Genomic DNA, 18,750 nt, shown 5'->3' with positions numbered 1-18,750 from the left:
ATCCTCTTTAAGTGTCCGAAATTACTACTTTATTTGTTACCAGTCTGTAAAACGCTTAAAATTCTAGCTTATAACTGATGTTACTGATGGGGATACTGTTTCCGTTACGTTCCATCACACCGGATTTCAGGTTATAATGATAACCGTAATATTCCTTTGTACCTGTTACATTCAGTGCCTTGATCGCAAATTCATGTGCGACTTTCTTTTTGTTTATTTTATAACTGACGGTGAAGTTGGCGATGAACATCACCGGATATTGTTGTGAATAGGCACGTGTCTCGTCATATTGTGCTTCTTTATCCGGGTGGGCCAGACTGGCTTCCGTATCCAGAGGGGAATAACGTTCTCCTCCCTGTAAAGTGAATTTGGCATTGGCACTCAGGATATTCTGTCTGTTTTTCCCTAGCATCCATTCTTTCCCGATCAAAGTGTTGAGTATATACCGGCGGTTGAACCGGGTATTGTGCCAGACACCGTCTCCACCCTTGTATCTGGAATCGAAAACGGAAGCCGTTATCAGGTAATATAATCCCCTGCTCAGGTATTTTTCTAATGTGATATCCACTCCGATATTACGTCCTTTCCCTTTATTAACCAGGGCTTCTTCCACATAAAATTCTCTCCGGTTGAGGACGGAATAAGAACTGTCGGCAATGACCGGAACATCGTACAGGAACTGGGCATAGGGTTCGACTTTGAGAAGCAGGTTATCGGATAATTTGTAACCGAATGTCAGCATCAGGTGATGAGCTTTTGTGAAATCGAGGTTCTTATTGACGGATTCCTTGCCGGAACTCTTGGAATTGACGAAATAGACGTCCATTTTTTCCATTCGGCTGTGTAAACCGTAAGCCAGGGCAAATGAGGTCCGCGTGGTAGGTGTCCATTTCATTCCTAAACGGGGTTCCAGAGTCCAGTGATTGTTCAATGTCAGGACCTGGCTGTTTAATCCTGCATTCACAGAAAGCCGGTTGGTTATCCCAAAAGAAGAACTGCTATAAACAGAGATCAGGTCGGTTTGTCCTTTCCCTTTGGAGAGGGTATTTAACGGAGCTGTTTCATACGGTGCGAGGTTTAATCTCATATCGTAGAACATCCGGGTATAGGTGAAACCGGTCTGGTTGGTATGCCGCGCACTGAATTTCCTGTTATAGGAAGAGGTCAGGGTTAAATTGGTATTGTTATACTTCTGATAGGTGAACGGGGTAAAAGTATGGTCCGGTGCATAAGAATCTTCGGTGGCATTCATTCCGGAATAGGTGGCGGCCAAGGTCGTTTTCAGTGTCGCGTCGTTCGGGAAGAAATAGCGGTGACTGACTCCTCCGGCTGCCATATATTGCTTGGCTTCCGACTTGAAATTATCGCGGGTATGTTCCCATTCCTGTGGATTATCTTCGAAATCACCTTCGTATTTGTCGATCAGGCTGGTTCCCCACACCGAGAAAGTTCCGGCTTTACGTGTCGGGAAATTCAGTTTGAAATTGAGGTCCTGGTAATCGAGTGTACCACCCATATCCAATCCTGGATAGATACGGTTCAGTAATCCGGTCGTGGAGTAGCGGTAGTTGAAAATATAGGAAGCCTGATGCTTTTTACTTAACGGTCCTTCTGAAGCGATATCTAAACCTAATATCCCAGCCTGTAAAGTGTTCTCCATTTTCCGGTTGTTGCCGTTCCGCAGTTTCATGTCGAAAACTCCGGAAACAGCATTCCCGTATTCGGCTGGAAATGCACCGGTGAAAAAATCGGAATTTCCTAGGACCTGGCTGCTGAGTGAGGAAAGGACACCACCACCCAGTATCGAAATGTCGGCAAAATGGTTCGGGTTGGGTATTTCCACATCTTCCATTCTCCATTGCAGCAGATGGGGAGCATTTCCATGGATAGATATGCCGTTACTGGAAAGATTGGCTGCTACACCGGCAAAAGAACTGACCAGGCGTGCGGGATCATCCAGTCCTCCGGCATAGCGGCTGGCTTCTTCCACACTGAGCATCCGGGCACCGGTGACCGCCATCTTGTTGAGTGGTTGTTCTTTGTTTATCTGCGGACGGATAACGACTTCGCTTAACTCCCGGACGTTCTCTTTCAGTGAAATGTCCAGATACACTTCTTTTGCGGAAGTGACGAGAACTTCCCGGAATATACCGGGTTCGTATCCCAGGAAAGTTGCCTCTACATTGTGTCGCCCTACCGGAATGCCCGATAGTACGAACTGGCCTTTCTCATCGGTGGTAGTTCCTGTTCCCGGCATATCCCGGAGCATGATCGTAACGTCGGGCATCGGGTGACCGGATGCTTTGTCGATAACTGTTCCGCGTAGTGTTTGTGCGGGTTGATTGTTTCCGGTTTGTTGGGCGTAACTTCTGGTTATGGATACAGACCAGATAAGCAGGAATAAAAATGTAATTATACGATGCATATTCATTATTGAATTGTTTTTTTGTTTTTGATGCGTGTCAGGATATCGTAAACACATTCGAAGATTGTGCCTTTCCATTTACTACGTGCTATTTCTTCACTGAAAACCTCTTCGAACGTATCGAATACTTTGATGCAATCCTCCGGGGCTATTCCTGAGCGGCTTGCTACTGCTGAAATGACTTCTCGCTTGTTCATAACAATCTTGTTTTATGATTATGCGGCGAAGATAATCCTGTATGGAAAGTGCTTTTGAATTTGTAGACGGAAGTGTTTTTTTCGTATATAAAATCCTTCCTGCTGTCGACGAGGTATTGTTTCATTTCAGTAACGAAAAAATACGTTTCGGCAGATTCCTGTTTCGTTTCGGCAAAATAAAGTAAGTTTATATTACATCTATATAATATGTTTGCACTGAAATGAATGATTGGAGGATTAAAATAGTAGAGAGAAATGGCAAACACATTACTGTTGGGGCTGTTAGCTTCGTTTACGTGTGCCGACTATAGGTCGGTACAGGGAGAGAGTAAACCAGTCGCGGAAGACGAAAAAGTGATTCCGGAGGTTTTGGATAAGTCTCTATTCGAAGAGGCGGGACTGGTTATTAATAGATGATCGGATGGATTTTAAAAACATTCGTTGTGAGTTTTGAATTAATTCTGTTACTTAAAATTTAAAGACGTATGAAGAAGTTGTTTTTATTTGCTTTGGCTGTGACAGCTTTATTCTCTTCCTGTGAGAAAGATCCGGACCTGAATAAACTGTCCAGTGATTATGCTGTTTATACGAATTATGATAACAGTATTCAGTTTAACAAATTCAGTTCTTATTATCTTCCTGATAGCATCCTGATTGCCGGTAGCGGTATGAAAGCTCAATACTGGAAAGACGAGAATGCCCAAAAGATCATTAATGAGGTAGTGACTGAGATGGACGACCGTGGATATACCCGGGTCGATGACAAGGATAAAGCTGATATCGGCTTGCAATTGTCGTATGCCCAAAGCACCACGCAGATCATTTCTCCGGGCTATGGTTATGGTTATTATGGTTGGTGGGGAGCCGGTTTTTGGGGACCATTTTGGAATGATTGGTATTATCCGTACCCGGTTTCTTATAGCTATGATACGGGTACCTTTGTTGCGGAAATGGTCGATTTGACAGCTAAGCCTGCTGATGAGAGTAAGAAGGTCGATCTGCCGGTAATCTGGCATGCGTATGCTTCAGGCCTAATGTATAACAACTCGCGTATCGACATGCAGTTGACTCTTCGTGCAGTCGGACAGGCTTTTGAACAATCTCCTTATCTCAATATATTGTATACCGATAAATAATAAAACCGGAAGATTATGAAAACGATAAGATACATTTTTAAAAAACAAATCATATTGTTGATGATGCTGTCCGTTTTCTGTTTGAAAGGACAGGCACAGGTAGAGGATAAGTTGCATTTTAATGTAGACTGGCAGATGAATGCTCCGATCAGTACGGATTTTGCCGATAAAATAAGTGGTTGGGGAATGAATTTTGAAGCAGGGTATTATGTAACTCCCCGTTGGTCGTTGGGAGCGTTTCTGAGTTTTCATACGAATCATAAATATGTAGACCGGCAGACATTGCAATTATCGCCGACCGAGTCGTTGACGACTGACCAGCAGTTGTCGGCTTTCCAATTACCTTTCGGTCTTTCCACTTCTTACCGTCTTGGGCAGAATGATTATCTGAAACCTTATGTCGGTGTCAGGTTGGGAGCTATGTACGCGGAAAACTCGAGTTATATGACGACAGTCCGTTATTATTCGAATCCGTGGGGTTTTTATGTATCGCCTGAATTGGGAATGAATATTTATCCGGTACCTGACAAACGTTTAGGTTTTCATGTGGCTTTGTATTACAGTTATGCCACAAACCAGACGGATTTGCTGACTTATTCGATGAACGGACAGAATAATCTGGGTTTCCGTGTCGGTATTTGCTTCTGATATGTTCGTGATATATATTTTTCTTATAAAGAGGATATCTGAAAATCGATATCAGATACCCTCTTTATTTCTTTAAAACCTTACATTTGTGTTTACAATAGATCATTAAGCTATGCAGAACAAATACAATCATTATTTTAATTTCTTCCTTTTTTCCGGATTAGCCTGTTTCTCTTATTTCTTTATGGTACTTTATTCGGATCTCTCTCCGCAGCACCAGCATCTGCTGATTTCTTTCTGGGCTTTCCTGTTGGTTGTGTTTGTTTTTAATGCATTAGGATTCAGTATAATGCTGATCAATGAATGGCAGAAGAGAAGCTATCAGTTCCTGGTAAAGAGGAAAAATCAATTGATGATTAATTGCATTTTGATGGCGGGACTTTTGTTTTTGTTGAATTATCTGTTGTTTTCCATTGTGAAGGTTTTGTTGGAGATTCCTTCACCTTTCGCGTTAAAAGGGGCTGGTATTAGAATGATCTTTGTTGTCTGGCTGGTGGAGATGGTGATCGTCAGTCTCACGATGGTTGCGAATTTTTACAGGCAGTTGATCGTCCTTCATGAAAAGGCGAATAAATTGGAAGAGAGCGCTATAAAGGCGCAATATGTTGCCTTGCAGAATCAATTGAATCCGCATTTCTTATTTAATAATCTGAATACTCTGATTTCGGAAATAGAATATAATCCGGGGAATGCCGTGGTGTTTACCCAGCGGTTGTCGGAAGTCTACCGGTATATTTTGCAAAGCCAGCAGGAAGGACTGGTCACTTTGAGTTCGGAGTTGACTTTTTTGAAATCATTCATATTCCTGCATCAGGTAAGACTGGGGGATTGTATTTTTGTAGACAACAAGATCGATCCTTCTTTGTTGGAAAAGAAAATACCGTCTTTTACTTTACAGTTGTTGACCGAGAATGTGATCAAACACAATATAATCAATTCGGATAATCCGATGACCATTCATCTGAGTACTACAGAAGACAGGAAAATGTTGGTCGTAAGTAATCAGATAAGGCTTAAACAAAATGTAGTAAAGTCGGGTACCGGACTCAGGAATCTGTCCTCCCGCTATAAATTGATGAATAATCGGGATATTATTGTGGAGAATGATTCAACATGTTTTACTGTCAAAATTCCTTTGCTGAATGAATAAGATAAGAGCAGCTATTATTGAAGACGAAATTCCGGCAGCCCGTCTGCTGAACAAGATGTTGACGGAGTTGCGTCCTGAATGGGAAATATTGTTATTGCCTGGAAATGTGGAGGGGGCTGTGAAATGGTTCAACAGCAATCCGCATCCGGATATCCTGTTTCTGGATATCCAGTTGACCGATGGCGTTTCTTTTTCTTTTATTGAACAGGCGAATCCCGAAAGTATGATCGTGTTTACGACAGCTTACGATGAATATGCGATCCGTGCCTTTAAAGTGAACAGTATAGATTATTTATTGAAACCGATCGATAAAGAACGGTTAACCGAAGCTTTGGAGAAGTTTGAGAAATTGATCTCTAAGTATTACAGGCCGTTCGGTCAACAAGGGGATATCCTGGAAATACTACAGAATATAACCAGCCCTGCGAAAAAATACAGGACACGTTTCCTTATTTCGGGCGAAGACAAGCTGTTTACTCTGCAGGTCGATGATATTGCTTATTTCTATTCTGAAAATAAGATTACTTTTGCCGTTACCCACCCAAATAAGGAGTACATTATAGATCTGTCTCTGGATAAGTTGTGCGAGCAGCTCGATCCGGACCGTTTTTTCCGGACGAACCGGCAAACAGTGGTGAGCGTTCAGGCTATCCAGAAAATAGAGAGTTATTTCCTGGGAAAAGTGGTCGTGAAAGTAATACCGCCTTTTAAAGATAAGATCATTGTGAGCCGCGAGAAGATTAGTGCTTTCAAACTGTGGTTGAATTATTGACAAAGGATCGGTTTCCTGATTTTTTGCAGGCTTAAATGATTGGCTTATTTGTTTTTTCCGTGAATATGACATACTTTTGAGACGATAATAGCCACAAATAACAAGATAAGCAAATGGATAGAGACTTAGAAGCTAAGTATCTGGAAGCATTAGGAAAAGGAGATCATGAGGCGTTCAATATGTTGTTTATGTCATATCATTCTTTAGTAAAACGATTTCTACTCGGTTTTATAAAGGATGAAGATGAGGTATTGGATATTGCTCAGGATGTTTTCGTTAAGGTCTGGACTCATCGGAAACTTGCGGCTTCTGCCGAATCATTCAAGGCGTATTTGTACCGAATGGCTCGAAATGAGATTTATAATTATTATAAGTTACATGCAATTCATGAAGATCATTTGGAAAAATACCGAAATCAATTTATCTGGGTGGATGATTTGCTGGAAGAACGTATTTTAGCTGAAGAGTTAGGACTTTTGCTGGACATAGCAATTGACAATATGCCTCCTCAGAGAAAGCTCATTTTTAAAATGAGCCGAAAAGATGGTCTTTCCAATGAAGAAATATCCCATCAGCTGAATATCAACAAAAGAACTGTTGAAAACCATATAACTCAGGCTTTATCTGATTTGAGAAAAGTCTTAAAAGTAGTACTTCCTTTTTTTATTTGAAAAAAAATCATTTTTGACTGTGTGTATTTTTTATCCCATTTGTCTTAATAGTACAGACTAAATAAAATATGGATAAAAAGCATCTACATACATTACTTTCTCGCTTCTTTGGAAATGATTTTCCTAAAGATGTGTGTAATCGGTTTGCAACGTGGTTTATCAGACCGGAACAAACCCGCGAAAAAGAGGAAGTATTGGAAGAAATATGGAATTCCTTGCCTGTAACTATGGATTTTGATTCTTACGCAGAATTGAAAAAGGTAAATAAACGTATTCATTCCGGGCAAAATCAATTCTATCATCGGTTGGCCATTGTTGCTGCAATTATTATATTACCTCTATTAGGTATTTTTACTACTACATGGTATTATGAAAATTCAGGAATAAATGTGCATATGTTGGAATGCTTTGTTCCAAATGGCGAAAGAAAACAAATTACTTTACCTGATGGATCAACAGTCTGGTTAAATGCTAATTCTGTTTTGATTTACCCTGAAAAATTTGGAAATACGCGAACACTCTTTCTAACAGGGGAAGCTCATTTTACAGTAATGAAGGACCCAAAAAGGCCTTTTATAGTAAAGACGAATTACTTGGATGTAGAAGCTTTAGGAACCGTGTTCAATGTACATTCTTATCCGGAAGAAAACGAGACTACGACTGTTTTGGAATCAGGTAGAGTTAAAGTGGATGATAAAATAGGTTCGTCCGGTTCTGTCATATTGAATCCTAATGAACAGTTGGTTTATAATCATGCTGACGCATCTTTTGTTAGGTGTTCTGTGGATGCTTCCCGGTTAAGTTCCTGGACAAAAGGTTATTTAATTTTTCAACAGGAAACATTGGGGAATATTTTTCGGGCATTGGAAAGACAATATAATGTAAAAATCAATTATAATGATACTAAGTTTGCAAATATGACATTTACTGTTCGTTTCCATGCACATGAGTCCTTGGAAGATGCATTGACTGTTTTAAAAAGAATTGGAGTTAACTTTAAATATAAAATTGTAAACAATGATGTATATATTCAGTAATAACTAAAAAAAATAACGATATCATGAAAAAAAGGTATCCGGGAAGCTGACGGCCAATCACTTCTTCCCGGACTGAAATCGAAAATCATCCCGATTTTTGGAGCATTATATATGCCCTAAAATCAAAAAGATAGTATTCAATTTAATTCTTAAATGTACAAAGTTATGAAAATATATAACAAATCACGAAAATGTATGGTAAATACTTTTGCTAAACCTATTTGCTTTGCATTTTTCATGTGTTGTTCTTTTAATCTAAAAGCTCAAAATCAATCAATTACACTTACTGGTCAAATGACACTGAAAGAAGCTTTTGTTGAAATAGAAAAGCAAACAGATCTTTCTGTAGATTATAATGACCAATTAGTTAATACGAATAAACGTATTAACAAGCCTTATACAAACACAAAATTAAGTGACGTTTTAAATACTATATTGAAAGATGCCGGTTGTTCATACTCTATTCAGGGAAGTCATATTCTGATTACTCCTGAAAGTAACCAACAGGTAAAAACTCAAACTATAACCGGTACGGTTGTTGATGAATCCGGTCTCCCGATTATAGGGGCTAATGTTATAGAAGCAGGTACGACTAACGGTATCATGACTGATATTGATGGGAAATTTTCTTTATCTGTATCGGCTGGTTCAAAAATTCAAGTTTCATATATTGGCTATTTATCGCAGGAGATCAAAGTCGGAAATAAGAAAAGTTTTGAGGTCGTACTGAAAGAAGATACTCAGGCGTTAGAGGAAGTTGTCGTAGTAGGTTATGGTACACAGAAGAAGGGTGTTGTAACCGGTTCTATCGCAACGGCAAAGGGCGATGATATCATCAAGAGTCCGACTCAGAACTTGGGACAGGCATTAGCGGGTCGTCTGCCAGGACTGGTTGTAAGTAATGGCAGTGGTGAACCGGGTGCTGACGGAGTAACGATCAATATTCGTGGTAAGAGTACAACCGGTAATAATGATCCGTTGATACTGATCGATGGTATTGCAGGTCGTGGTTCTTTGGATAGACTTAACCCGAATGATATTGAAAGTATTACGGTTTTGAAAGATGCTTCAGCCGCTATCTATGGTTCTCGTTCTGCCAATGGTGTTATTTTGGTAACGACTAAGAGAGGTAAAACAGGAAAACCGTCGATCAGTTATTCTTTCAATGTTGGTGTACAGCAACCGACACGTGTACCGGATTTGGCAGATGCTGCGACTTTTGCTGAAGTTACGAATGAACTGGAATCTTACGACGGACGTGATCCTCGTTATACAGCCGATGAAATTGAATTATTCAGAAACGGACAGGATCCAATACATTATCCGAATACAAATTGGGCGGATGAGGTACTTAAAAAAGGAGCTTTGCAACAGAGGCATAATATTTCAGTTTCCGGTGGTACGGATGTTGTTAGTTACTATGTAGGCGGTGGTTACTCCAGTCAGGATGGTATTTTTAAAAATGGATCGACAAAGTATGAACAATATGATGTTCGTTCAAATATCGATGCTAAAATCACTAAAGACCTGAAAATCTCGGTAGATATCGCATCCCGTTTGGAAGATGCTAATTTCCCGAGTATGAGTGCCGGTGATATATTCTGGCGTATTACCAGATCTTATCCTACCGTTTTGGCTCAATATCCGAATGGATTGCCAACGAATGGTTTGGATAGTAACCCTATCGTGATGGCTACAGATAAGACTGGTTATGAATATGATAAGAAAGCAGTGTTTAATGGAACTATTACTGCAGACTGGAATTTGTCTTGGTTGTTAGATGGTCTGGGAGTAGATGCTTATATGGCTTATGACCGTATAGGAAAAGACCATAAAAAATGGCAGACGCCTTGGACATTTTACACATGGGATGAGGCTACTGATACGTATACGGAACACATGAACACACTTGTTCAGCAGACTTCATTGAAGCAAGAACATTTAGCTGATTGGTCATTGACATTGAATGCTAAATTGAAGTATAAGAAAACATTTGGCAGTCATGGAGTAGATGCTATTTTAGGTTTTGAACAGAATAGCTATAGAAAGGATAATTTCTGGGCGTCTCGTGGTAGCTTTATGTCTACGGCTATCGACCAGCTGTTTGCAGGTACTTCAAACAAGGATTATTATGATAACTCCGGTGATGCCTCGGAAAGTGCACGCCGCAGTTATTTCGGACGTGTCGCTTACGATTTTGCCGGTAAGTATATGGCTCAGTTCAACTTCCGTTATGATGGATCGTATATATTCCAGGCTGGGCAACGTTGGGGATTCTTCCCTGGAGTATCCGCCGGTTGGAGAATGTCTGAAGAAAGCTTTATTAAGGATAATATCGATTGGATCAATAATTTGAAGATTCGTGGATCATTTGGTAAGCAGGGTAACGACAATATCGATCCTTTCCAGTATTTGCTGAAATACAATCTGGGACGTAATTACGTATTTGGTGGAACTGATATGGTCGGTCTGTATCAAAAAGGTTTCCCTAATAATAATGTAACGTGGGAAGTGGCTGATACCTGGAACATCGGTGCTGAAGGAACATTTTGGAATGGACTTTTAGGCTTTGAAGTTGAATATTTCAAAACAAAACGTTCTAATATTTTGGCAAAACGTAATGCCTCTATTCCTAAATATACAGGTTTGATCGATTTACCGAATGAAAATATCGGAAGAGTTCAAAACCAGGGTATGGAAATTCAGTTGAGTCATTTCAATAAGATCGGTGAAGTAAATTTCCGTGCAAGTGGAAACTTTATGTTCGCTAGAAATAAAGTATTGTTCATGGATGAAACTCCATGGGGTGAGGGACATGAATATATGAATGAAACAGGAGGCCAAATGGGAGCTGGTCTACAGTATCATGCTATAGGTATCTTTAAAGATCAGGCCGCATTGGATGCCTACCCCCATTTGGATGCAGCTCGGCCGGGTGATTTGATTTTCGAAGATGTGGATGGTGATGGTGAAATTACTTCACTGGACCGTGTTCGCCAGAAATTAACTAATTTCCCGGAAATTATCTTTGGCCTGAATTTATCTGCTGATTGGAAAAACTTCGATATTAGCGTATTATTCCAGGGACAGGCTCGTGCAGTAAAAGATGTAATCAGTCGTATGGATAACACTTCAAATTTCTATAAATGGAGAGCAGAAGATCGTTGGACAGAAAATAATATCGATGGAACTATGCCTCGTGCTGGTGGAACTATCAACTATGGTATCGAAAACCCGTGTAGTTTCTGGACACAAAATGCTTCTTTCGTACGTTTGAAAAATCTGGAAATAGGATATACTTTACCTAATTTGTGGTTTAATAAACTGCGTATATCCAATTGTAGAGTTTATTTGAGCGGACAGAATCTGTTTACCCTGGATCATATAAAATATGTAGATCCGGAAGGTAGTGGAGAAGGTAACTATTATCCTCAAATGCGAATCTTTAATCTAGGATGTAACTTAACTTTTTAAAAAAGGAAAGAAATGAAAAAGATAATATATTTGGCAGTTTCTGCACTGTTAAGCTTTAGTTCTTGTAACGATTTTTTGGATAAAAAACCGCTAGATTCGCTTACAGAGGATGCCGTTTTTAATGATGACGCTTTACTTACGGCTTATGTTACAGCCTGTTATAATGCTTATCCGAATGGTTTTGATGAAGCAATGTCATCATCGGCTACAGATGAGTCATATACTCGCCATGGGGATGGTAGTTCTAATATTGTTGCCAGAGGGGAAATGAACCCGGATAATGTTGAGAATTTTGACTCCGGCCGATTTTCTAATTTTAATTACTGGAATACAGCGTATGAGTATTTGCGTAACATCAATACGTTCTTTACAAAATATGAAGAAGCTCAGGTTTCGGAAGAACTAAAGAGTCGTCTGTATGGAGAGATGAAATTTATTCGTGCTTTTGTATATTCTAATCTGATATGGCGTTTTGGAGGTGTTCCAATTATAACAAAAGCTTATACATTGGAAGATTCCGATTATTCTGTAACACGAAATACTTATGAAGAGTGCGTTGATTTCATCTTACAGGATTTAGACGAGGCTATTGAACATTTACCGGCCAAGATGGAGGGTGAAAATAAAGGTCGTGCATCTGCTGATGCCTGTAAGGCTTTGAAATCTAGGGTGCTGTTGTATGCCGCAAGTCCTCTGGTAAATACTTCTAATGATTTGAAGAAATGGGAATTGGCACGTGATGCGGCTAAAGCTGTCATCGATCTGCCGGGTTATAGCCTTGCTTCCGACTATAGAACTCTTTTCCTGGAAGATAATGACGAAGTCATTTTCAGACGTTATTATACAAAGGCAAATGCAAACAGAGTGAACTTGTTTAACTCACCTAACGGTTATGGAGGTTGGGGTGGTAATTGTCCTATTCAGAATTTGGTGGATGATTATGAAATGAAAGCTACCGGTAAAAAGCCGGCAGAAACAGGTTCCGGTTATGATCCGGCAAATCCGTATGAAGGTCGTGACCCTCGCTTTTATGCAACCATTCTTCATAATGGAGCAATGTTCAGAGGTCGTGAGGTTGAAACATTTGTTCCAAACGGACAAGATAGCGAACAGGGAGCTATTGGAAGTTGGAACTGCTCTAAGACCGGTTACTATTTGCATAAATTCCATGACGAAAATCAGGTTATTAATGAATCTGAAGCGACTACTGCTCCATGGACTTTCTTCAGACTGGCAGAATTTTATCTGAATTATGCAGAAGCTCAGTATTATTTAGGTAATGAAGAAGAATGCCGTAAAGCTATCAATGTAGTACGTTCCCGTGAAGGCGTAGAAATGCCTCCGGTAACAGCCACCGGCACCGAATTGCTTGAAAAGCTTCGTAACGAACGTAGAATAGAATTAAGTTTTGAGAACCAACGCTATTTCGATTTGAGAAGATGGAAAATCGCGGATGAGTATGAAAACAAAAATTCTATCGGTATGAAAATAGAAAAGGATGAAAATGGTAATTTCAAATATACTGAAATCACTGTTTTGGAACGTAACTTCCTTCCGCAGCACTATTGGTTACCGATTCCCCGTTCAGAAATCATAAAGAGTAATTATACATTGGAGCAAAATCCATACTATAATTAATTTGAAAGAAGAAAAAGCGCATAAATGACACATATTTGTCAAATATCAAATAAGTAAAAAGCATTTTTATTTATTAATTTGCGTCGTTGTGTGCTTTTTCTTCTTTTTTTGATAAAGATGAGGATATAAAGAATAAAAAAATAATATCATGAATTTAAAAGTAACTGTACTATTACTGTTGAGTATTTTGATGTTTTCGGTAGATAGCATTACAGCAAAAGAAACGGCAAGTAATAAAAAAGAGAAATCTCCGCGAATAATTAACATCGTCAATTTTATTCGCCAGACAGACTATCGCCTGGAAAATTCGGATGCACTGATGTTTGAAACGGTAGAAAAGCAGATAGACCTTGTCAATCGGTATGACTTTCCCGCTACTTTCTTGTTTCAGTACGATGCCCTGATCAATCCGGAATACCAGAAACTGATGAAAACCAAGCTTAGTTCTAAATGTGAACTCGGTGCATGGTGGGAAATCACCCAGCCTCATGTGGAAGCGGCCGGATTGAAATGGCGCGGAGAGCATTCATGGGTATCGACAGCCAATATCGCCTTTACTCCGGGATATACTCTGGCAGAAAGAGAAAAGCTGGTCGATGTCTACATGGCAAAGTTCAAGGAAATTTATGGTAAGTATCCTAAATCCGTAGGTTCCTGGTATGTTGATTCACATACATTGGAATATATGTATAAAAAATATGGCATCGTCGCTTCCTGCAACTGTAAAGACCAGGTAGGAACTGACGGATATACTTTATGGGGCGGTTATTGGAACCAGGCTTATTATCCCAGTAAGCTGAACGCTTATATGCCTGCCCAGACAGATGATTTCCAAATCCCGGTACCGGTATTCCGTATGTTAGGCAGCGATCCGATGTACCAGTACGATGCAGGGATCGGAACGAATCATCAGGGAGTCATCACTCTTGAACCTGTTTATAAAGACGGAGGCGGTGATAAAAAATGGGTTGAATATTTCATGGAGTCTATAGTCGATGAACCCTGTCTGGCATTTAATTATGCGCAGGCCGGACAAGAAAATTCATTTACATGGTCAGGTATGGGCAAAGGGTTGGAACTTCAATTTCCGATATTCGACTCATTAAGTAAAGCCGGAAAGATCAAAGTAGAAACACTCGAAGAATCCGGTCGTTGGTTTAAGGAACAATTCCCCAAAACTCCGGCTACTGCTATTACTACGCTGGTTGATGTCCGTAAGGAAGGAAATAAGTCTGTATGGTATAACAGCCGCTTTTATCGTTCTAACCTGTATTGGGAAAAAGATGGTTTTTGCTTCAGGGATATTCACTTATTCGATGAAAAAATGAAATCGGAATATCTGGATACTCCGGGTACAGGCGGACAATTTTTCTATTATACATTGCCGGTAATCGACCGGTTCTACTGGAGTACACCCGAAGATAAAACGGGCCTCAGAGTAGTGGAACTGGATAAGAATGGAAATAAAACGGATGTAGTTCTGACAGACCCGGTTGTCAGTGAACCCTCGAATAGTGTATTGAAAGTAGAATCCAAAGATAAAAGCGGAAATACTTTTATCTTTACATTCTATGAAGATAAGATCGATGTTTCATGTAAAGCTACCGGAAAAAAATTGGATTGGGCACTGGAACTGAAAGTTCCTCAGGAAAGGATCGACCAGTTGCCATTCAAGAATTTCGGTAAATCTTCTATCCAATCGGAATTCAGAGGATTCAATTATACTATAACGTGTAAAAAAGGTAATATCGTTAAAGGCAATAATACTGACTATGTCCTGCGCTTTGTCCCGTCAGGCAATGGATTGGTTATTAATTGTGCGAACTGATTTTTTATAAGAGCCTGGCCCCTGGTTTACAGATAGGGACCAGGCTTTTCTCTTTGGATAGATACACACTATCTTATATAACTGATTCTAAATTTATTATTATGAGAACATTTGTTTTTATTCTTTGGACATTTCTTGTCTTCAGCAATTCTGTTGCTGCTCAATTTACGGAAAAAGAGTTTGATGTAGATCTATGGACCAACGGACTTCCGAATACGAATGGTATAGATCGGACACCTTTTGATGACAACATCCAGAATTACAAACCTTCGTTACGTGTTTTTTTACCCTCGAAGGAGAAAGCGACCGGACGTGCCGTTATTGCTTGTCCCGGTGGGGCTTACGGAGGTTTGGCTTATGGGCATGAAGGATATGAGTGGGCACCTTTCTTTAATAAATTAGGTATTACTCTGGTTGTTCTGAAGTATCGTATGCCGCGTGGAAATCGGGAAGTCCCGTTTTCTGATGCAGAAGAAGCACTTCGGCTGGTAAAAGAGAAGGCGAAGGAGTGGAATATTAATCCGGCTGATATAGGGATCATGGGGTCTTCGGCCGGCGGACATCTGGCTTCCACTATGGCAACACATGCTAAATCAAGTGTGAGGCCGGCTTTCCAGGTGTTGTTTTATCCTGTGATCACAATGGATAAATCATTTACGCATCTCGGTACTCATGATAATCTATTAGGAAAGGATGCTTCCCGGGAACTGGAAGATCTGTATTCCAATGAAAAGCAGGTAACTAAAGAAACTCCGAGAGCTTACATCGCTTTTTCGGACGATGATGATGCGGTTCCTACTAAAAACGGTGCACTTTATTACCTGGCATTAAAGGAAAATAATGTGCCGGCTTCTTTCTTTATCTACCCTTCCGGAGGACACGGATGGGGCAGCAGGAAAGATTTCAAATACAATAAAGAAATGTTGCAAGATCTGGAAGCCTGGCTTTTGAGTTTTTAAAAAAAGCAGGGTATCATTACAGATATTATCAAATATATTACATCAAAAATCATTTTTATAACCAATATTTTGCTTAGAATATAGAGCTTTGGAACGGCTAATGTTCTGACTAAGATAATTCATATAAATGATTTTACAATAAAATAACAAGCGGATGAAAAAGCTTATATTATTTATTACTGTTACTACTTTCTTCAGTTATTCCGGCGCTAACGGGCAGTCCGTTCGTTTGACCGGCTTACAAAGTGATCACCTTGAAACCCCGATAGGTATCGATAATCCGGCTCCCCGTCTTTCATGGAGGATGGATGACAGCAGGCAGGGAGCGAAACAGACTTCATATCGTGTGTTGGTGGATAAAGACTCGATGAAAGTTGTCAATGGGAAAGCTGATATATGGGATACCGGAAAAATAAACTCCGGAGATATGTTGATCACTTATGCTGGTAAACAACTCGAACCTTTTGCTAAATATTACTGGAAGGTGATAGGTGGCGATCTGGAAAATAAAGAAGTATCTTCGCCGGTCAGTTCTTTTGAAACAGGAATGATGAATATAAAGAATTGGCAAGGAGCTTGGATCGGCGATGGAAAAGATATAAATTATGAGGCAGCCCCTTATTTCCGTAAGAAATTTGCAACCAAGAAAACGATCAAATCGGCCCGTGCCTATATTGCTGTTGCCGGTCTGTATGAATTGTATATCAATGGTGAGAAAATAGGCAATCATCGCTTGGATCCGATGTACACCCGTTTTGACAGACGCAACCTGTATGTCGCTTATGACGTGACAGAACAACTTCGGAACGGACAGAATGCGATCGGTGTCCTTTTGGGAAATGGCTGGTATAACCACCAGTCGAAAGCAGTTTGGGACTTCGACCGGGCTCCCTGGCGTAACCGTCCGACTTTCTGTATGGACCTTCGCATCACTTACAGTGACGGAACTGTAGAAACCATCCCAACCGACCTTAGTTGGAAAACATCTTCAGGTGCATTGACCTTCAATAGTATTTATACCGGAGAACATTATGATGCCCGCCTAGAACAAAAGGGCTGGAATACTCCGGACTTCGATGATTCCAAATGGCATGGAGTCGGTTTCAGAGGTGTTCCTTCTCAAAATGTGACGGCACAACAGATCCGTCCGATCCATAATGTACTGACTCTTCCGGCGAAATCTCTTAATAAGATAGATGATAAAACCTATGTATTCGATTTCGGTCAGAATATGTCGGGTGTGACCAATATAAAACTGTCCGGACAAGAAGGTACGGAGGTTCGGATTAAGCATGGGGAACGGCTTTTTGATAATGGTCGTATCGATATGTCCAATATCGATGTTTATTACAGGGGAGATAAGGAAAAAGATCCTTTCCAGACGGATATTCTGATCCTGAGCGGTGGCGAAGATGAGTTTATGGCTAAGTTCAATTATAAAGGATTCCGTTATGTGGAAGTAACCAGCGATAAGCCGATAGAATTGGATCAGAATAGTTTGACTGCCTATTTTATGCACAGCGATGTTCCGCCTGTTGGTACAATCAAAACATCGAGCGAACTTGTCAATAAATTATGGTGGGCAACCAATAATGCTTATCTCTCGAATTTGATGGGTTATCCGACCGACTGCCCGCAACGTGAAAAGAACGGTTGGACAGGAGACGGTCACTTTGCTATAGAAACTGCCTTGTATAATTTCGACGGTATTACAGTATATGAGAAATGGCTGGCAGACCATCGGGATGAACAGCAGCCTAACGGTGTACTTCCTGATATTATCCCTACAGGTGGATGGGGATATGGTACGGACAACGGATTGGACTGGACGAGTACGATAGCTATTATCCCCTGGAACCTGTATATGTTTTATGGTGACAGCAAACCTTTATCCGATTGTTACGAGAATATCAAGCGTTATGTCGATTATGTGGATCGCACAAGTCCTAACCATCTGACAACGTGGGGACGTGGAGACTGGGTTCCGGTTAAATCGCGTTCAAATAAAGAATTTACATCGTCTGTTTATTTCTATGTCGATACCAGGATTCTGGCAAATGCAGCCAGGTTGTTTAATAAGCAAGCAGATTACGAACATTATACAGCTCTGGCTGAAAAGATCAAAAAGGCAGTAAATGACAAATATCTGAACAAGGAAACTGGAATATATGCAGAGGGTTCCCAGACAGAACTGAGTGTTCCTTTGCAATGGAAGATCGTTCCTGAAGAGATGATTGCCAAGGTGGCACAAAACCTGGCAAAGAAAGTGGAAGAAGCCGGATTCCATCTGGATGTCGGTGTCCTGGGTGCGAAAGCGATCCTGAACGCCCTGAGCGAAAACGGATATCCCGAAGTGGCCTATAAAGTAGCTGCGCAAGATACTTATCCGTCATGGGGTTGGTGGATTGTCAACGGTGCAACGACTTTGCTGGAAAACTGGGATTTGAAGGCTGAACGCGATATTTCGGATAATCATATGATGTTCGGAGAGATCGGCGGCTGGTTCTATAAAGGGCTGGGAGGTATTTTCCCCGATCCGGAACAACCCGGTTTCAAACATATCTTGTTACGTCCCAACTTTGTAAAAGAACTGAAGCATTTTGAAGCGCAACATAACTCTCCTTACGGGCAGATCATCTCCAAATGGGAGTGGAACAGGAAAAAGATCACGTATGAAGTGGTTGTTCCGGCAAATAGTACGGCGACCCTTTATTTACCTGATTATGTAAAAGGCGATAAAGTGATCAAGCTGGAAGCCGGTAAGCATAGTCTTGTCTTGAATGTGTCAAAATAGTCAATAATAATACAATTTAAA

Annotated in this window: 13 protein-coding genes and 1 pseudogene; 12 read left to right on the top strand and 2 right to left on the bottom strand. The window is 40.4% G+C overall.

The features are described from left to right. Nucleotides 1-55: 55 nt before the first annotated feature. Entirely contained in the window at nt 56-2,425 is a 2,370-nt protein-coding gene (locus tag DWX23_RS04680) for a TonB-dependent receptor (RefSeq protein ID WP_122354681.1), read from the bottom strand. 5 nt (nt 2,426-2,430) lie between these two features. Further along, nucleotides 2,431-2,622 (bottom strand): hypothetical protein, encoded by a 192-nt coding sequence (locus DWX23_RS04675; RefSeq protein WP_122354573.1) that lies wholly within the window; start codon nt 2,620-2,622, stop codon nt 2,431-2,433. Nucleotides 2,623-2,877: 255 nt separating this feature from the next. Here DWX23_RS04675 and DWX23_RS24960 point away from each other — a divergent pair, with 255 nt between their 5' ends. The 12 genes and pseudogenes from DWX23_RS24960 (at nt 2,878) to DWX23_RS04620 (ending at nt 18,729) form a co-directional block, all read left to right on the top strand. After that, nucleotides 2,878-3,039, top strand: a complete 162-nt coding sequence (locus DWX23_RS24960) for a hypothetical protein (RefSeq protein ID WP_199673221.1) — start codon at nt 2,878-2,880, stop codon at nt 3,037-3,039. 68 nt (nt 3,040-3,107) lie between these two features. Further along, nucleotides 3,108-3,758 carry a DUF4136 domain-containing protein gene (locus DWX23_RS04670; protein WP_122354575.1) on the top strand — a complete coding sequence of 217 codons (651 nt, stop codon included), beginning with the start codon at nt 3,108-3,110 and terminating at the stop codon, nt 3,756-3,758. A gap of 15 nt (nt 3,759-3,773) precedes the next feature. Next, the gene (locus tag DWX23_RS04665) at nt 3,774-4,406 is read left to right on the top strand and encodes a porin family protein (protein ID WP_122354577.1); all 633 of its coding nucleotides are present in this window, start codon (nt 3,774-3,776) and stop codon (nt 4,404-4,406) included. A 112-nt stretch (nt 4,407-4,518) separates the two neighbouring features. After that, the gene (locus tag DWX23_RS04660; protein WP_122354579.1) at nt 4,519-5,556 is read left to right on the top strand and encodes a sensor histidine kinase; all 1,038 of its coding nucleotides are present in this window, start codon (nt 4,519-4,521) and stop codon (nt 5,554-5,556) included. After that, the gene (locus tag DWX23_RS04655) at nt 5,549-6,328 is read left to right on the top strand and encodes a LytTR family DNA-binding domain-containing protein (protein ID WP_122373612.1); all 780 of its coding nucleotides are present in this window, start codon (nt 5,549-5,551) and stop codon (nt 6,326-6,328) included. Before DWX23_RS04660 ends, DWX23_RS04655 begins: the two co-directional genes overlap by 8 nt. Nucleotides 6,329-6,441: 113 nt before the next feature. Further along, the gene (locus DWX23_RS04650) at nt 6,442-6,999 is read left to right on the top strand and encodes an RNA polymerase sigma-70 factor (RefSeq protein ID WP_122373611.1); all 558 of its coding nucleotides are present in this window, start codon (nt 6,442-6,444) and stop codon (nt 6,997-6,999) included. 68 nt (nt 7,000-7,067) lie between these two features. Continuing rightward, nucleotides 7,068-8,036 carry a FecR family protein gene (locus DWX23_RS04645; protein WP_122373610.1) on the top strand — a complete coding sequence of 323 codons (969 nt, stop codon included), beginning with the start codon at nt 7,068-7,070 and terminating at the stop codon, nt 8,034-8,036. 294 nt (nt 8,037-8,330) lie between these two features. Next, nucleotides 8,331-11,510, top strand: coding sequence for a TonB-dependent receptor (locus DWX23_RS04640; protein ID WP_229801094.1), 3,180 nt, complete (start codon nt 8,331-8,333; stop codon nt 11,508-11,510). A 12-nt stretch (nt 11,511-11,522) separates the two neighbouring features. Continuing rightward, entirely contained in the window at nt 11,523-13,148 is a 1,626-nt protein-coding gene (locus DWX23_RS04635) for a RagB/SusD family nutrient uptake outer membrane protein (protein ID WP_122373609.1), read from the top strand. A 148-nt stretch (nt 13,149-13,296) separates the two neighbouring features. Next, on the top strand, nt 13,297-14,976 hold the full coding sequence (locus tag DWX23_RS04630) for a hypothetical protein (RefSeq protein ID WP_122373608.1): 1,680 nt from the start codon (nt 13,297-13,299) through the stop codon (nt 14,974-14,976). Between the two features lie 101 nt (nt 14,977-15,077). Continuing rightward, nucleotides 15,078-15,932, top strand: a pseudogene (locus DWX23_RS04625) (alpha/beta hydrolase); the annotation flags it as partial. 157 nt (nt 15,933-16,089) lie between these two features. Further along, a complete protein-coding gene (locus DWX23_RS04620; RefSeq protein WP_122373606.1) occupies nt 16,090-18,729 on the top strand; it encodes a glycoside hydrolase family 78 protein in 2,640 nt (879 codons plus the stop codon). The last annotated feature ends 21 nt before the right edge of the window (nt 18,730-18,750 follow it).

It is taken from the genome of Parabacteroides sp. AF18-52 (assembly GCF_003479145.1).
GTDB classification, from domain to species: domain Bacteria; phylum Bacteroidota; class Bacteroidia; order Bacteroidales; family Tannerellaceae; genus Parabacteroides; species Parabacteroides faecis.
The sequence above is the reverse complement of the archived record's forward strand: the minus strand, read 5'-3'. Positions and strand labels throughout refer to the sequence as shown.

Excerpts from the sequence above, each read along its gene's own strand:
- DWX23_RS04660 (WP_122354579.1), top strand. The coding sequence starts at position 4,519 with ATGCAGAACAAATACAATCATTATTTTAATTTCTTCCTTTTTTCCGGA.
- DWX23_RS04665 (WP_122354577.1), top strand. The coding sequence starts at position 3,774 with ATGAAAACGATAAGATACATTTTTAAAAAACAAATCATATTGTTGATG.
- DWX23_RS04680 (WP_122354681.1), bottom strand. The coding sequence starts at position 2,425 with ATGCATCGTATAATTACATTTTTATTCCTGCTTATCTGGTCTGTATCC.
- DWX23_RS04645 (WP_122373610.1), top strand. The coding sequence starts at position 7,068 with ATGGATAAAAAGCATCTACATACATTACTTTCTCGCTTCTTTGGAAAT.
- DWX23_RS04630 (WP_122373608.1), top strand. The coding sequence starts at position 13,297 with ATGAATTTAAAAGTAACTGTACTATTACTGTTGAGTATTTTGATGTTT.
- DWX23_RS04620 (WP_122373606.1), top strand. The coding sequence starts at position 16,090 with ATGAAAAAGCTTATATTATTTATTACTGTTACTACTTTCTTCAGTTAT.
- DWX23_RS04675 (WP_122354573.1), bottom strand. The coding sequence starts at position 2,622 with ATGAACAAGCGAGAAGTCATTTCAGCAGTAGCAAGCCGCTCAGGAATA.
- DWX23_RS24960 (WP_199673221.1), top strand. The coding sequence starts at position 2,878 with ATGGCAAACACATTACTGTTGGGGCTGTTAGCTTCGTTTACGTGTGCC.
- DWX23_RS04670 (WP_122354575.1), top strand. The coding sequence starts at position 3,108 with ATGAAGAAGTTGTTTTTATTTGCTTTGGCTGTGACAGCTTTATTCTCT.
- DWX23_RS04655 (WP_122373612.1), top strand. The coding sequence starts at position 5,549 with ATGAATAAGATAAGAGCAGCTATTATTGAAGACGAAATTCCGGCAGCC.
- DWX23_RS04650 (WP_122373611.1), top strand. The coding sequence starts at position 6,442 with ATGGATAGAGACTTAGAAGCTAAGTATCTGGAAGCATTAGGAAAAGGA.
- DWX23_RS04635 (WP_122373609.1), top strand. The coding sequence starts at position 11,523 with ATGAAAAAGATAATATATTTGGCAGTTTCTGCACTGTTAAGCTTTAGT.
- DWX23_RS04640 (WP_229801094.1), top strand. The coding sequence starts at position 8,331 with ATGACACTGAAAGAAGCTTTTGTTGAAATAGAAAAGCAAACAGATCTT.